Source organism: Microcystis sp. LE19-10.1B, from assembly GCF_027530565.1.
GTDB classification, from domain to species: Bacteria; Cyanobacteriota; Cyanobacteriia; order Cyanobacteriales; family Microcystaceae; genus Microcystis; species Microcystis aeruginosa.
The window spans coordinates 1-1,114 of sequence record NZ_JAPZQM010000705.1; the positions used below are offsets into that span (position 1 = coordinate 1).

Below are 1,114 nucleotides of genomic sequence, written 5' to 3' on the forward strand. Positions count from 1 at the left end.
AAAACTTTTCTGACTTTTCTTCAGCCATTTATGAATGTTTGAATGATGCCCATTTGAAACATAAAAAAGAACTGGATTCCTTGCTGACTCTACGATTTCAGAAGTTTAATAAATCTCAGATTATGAACGTCTAAAGTATAAGTGAAATCATTGATTAAGAGACCTGTACTTTTCAATGACTTTTTCAGCAGACCCTATAGTAGAAATGGAACTGGGAATCGGAACGATGATCGAGCGACACAGAAGGAGATTGGCTAACGGGGAGGAGCGGGTCTATACCTACGGGGTTGGAGCGGACGGTGAGCGTCAGTCTTTGTCGATCCGTTCCGTTGATGATTCCCTTTCAATCCCCTGCTATAGGCGAGCAGAAAAAGAGCGGGTGGTGGCCGCCCTACTAGCCAATGCCAGTTTGTTGGTGGTGGGGGAAGCTGGTGCGGGAAAGACCTTTTTAGCGGAGCGGGTAATTGAGGACTTGTGGGGGCGGGGGTTTCCGGTGTCCGCCCCTGCTATCGGCACGGTCAAACAGATGCTTCTGGAAATCGCCGGGGATTTGGGGGTAGATACGGAGACGCTAGAGGGCAAACCGATGACGGCACAACAGTTACAGGAAACCATCGCCGAATGGTTAGAAAATAACGTCGCTTTTCTGGTCATGGACAATGCCCACAGGTTTCCCGTTTCCCTGCGTTGTTGGCTGGAAAAACTGCATTTACAGGGACAGCCGATATTATTATTGGCTACTTACCCCCCGGCCCGAGATATTTTTTTGAAGCTTCCCCGCATCGAATTGGAAGCTTTACCAGAAAGGGCGATCCGCGAAATTATGGAAGGGGAAGCAAACGATTTGGGATTGCAGGTGACACCGGGTAAACTGGCCGATTGGCAACAACGGGCGATCGGTAATCCCATGTTAGCGAAACGGGTGGTCAAGGAAGAATATTTAGGATTGGAGGGTAATAATTTTGACATCCTCGCCGCCGTAAAACGGACGGCGATTCCCAAACCTCACGATTTAGGTTTCTGCTTCTTTCCCTTGCGGGGTTCCGCACCTGCCTTAACAGATTTACTCTGTTCTGGTCTTATGGTCGCTCTACAGACTGACACCGCAAGCCCT

2 pseudogenes are annotated in these 1,114 nt (G+C 48.8%); both read left to right on the plus strand.

Features of this window, described 5'->3' with window-relative positions:
* A pseudogene (locus O9332_RS25045) lies at window positions 1-134 on the plus strand (IS630 family transposase); the annotation flags it as partial.
* Window positions 135-226: 92 nt separating this feature from the next.
* Window positions 227-697: pseudogene (locus O9332_RS25050) on the plus strand (ATP-binding protein); the annotation flags it as partial.
* Window positions 698-1,114: the final 417 nt, after the last annotated feature.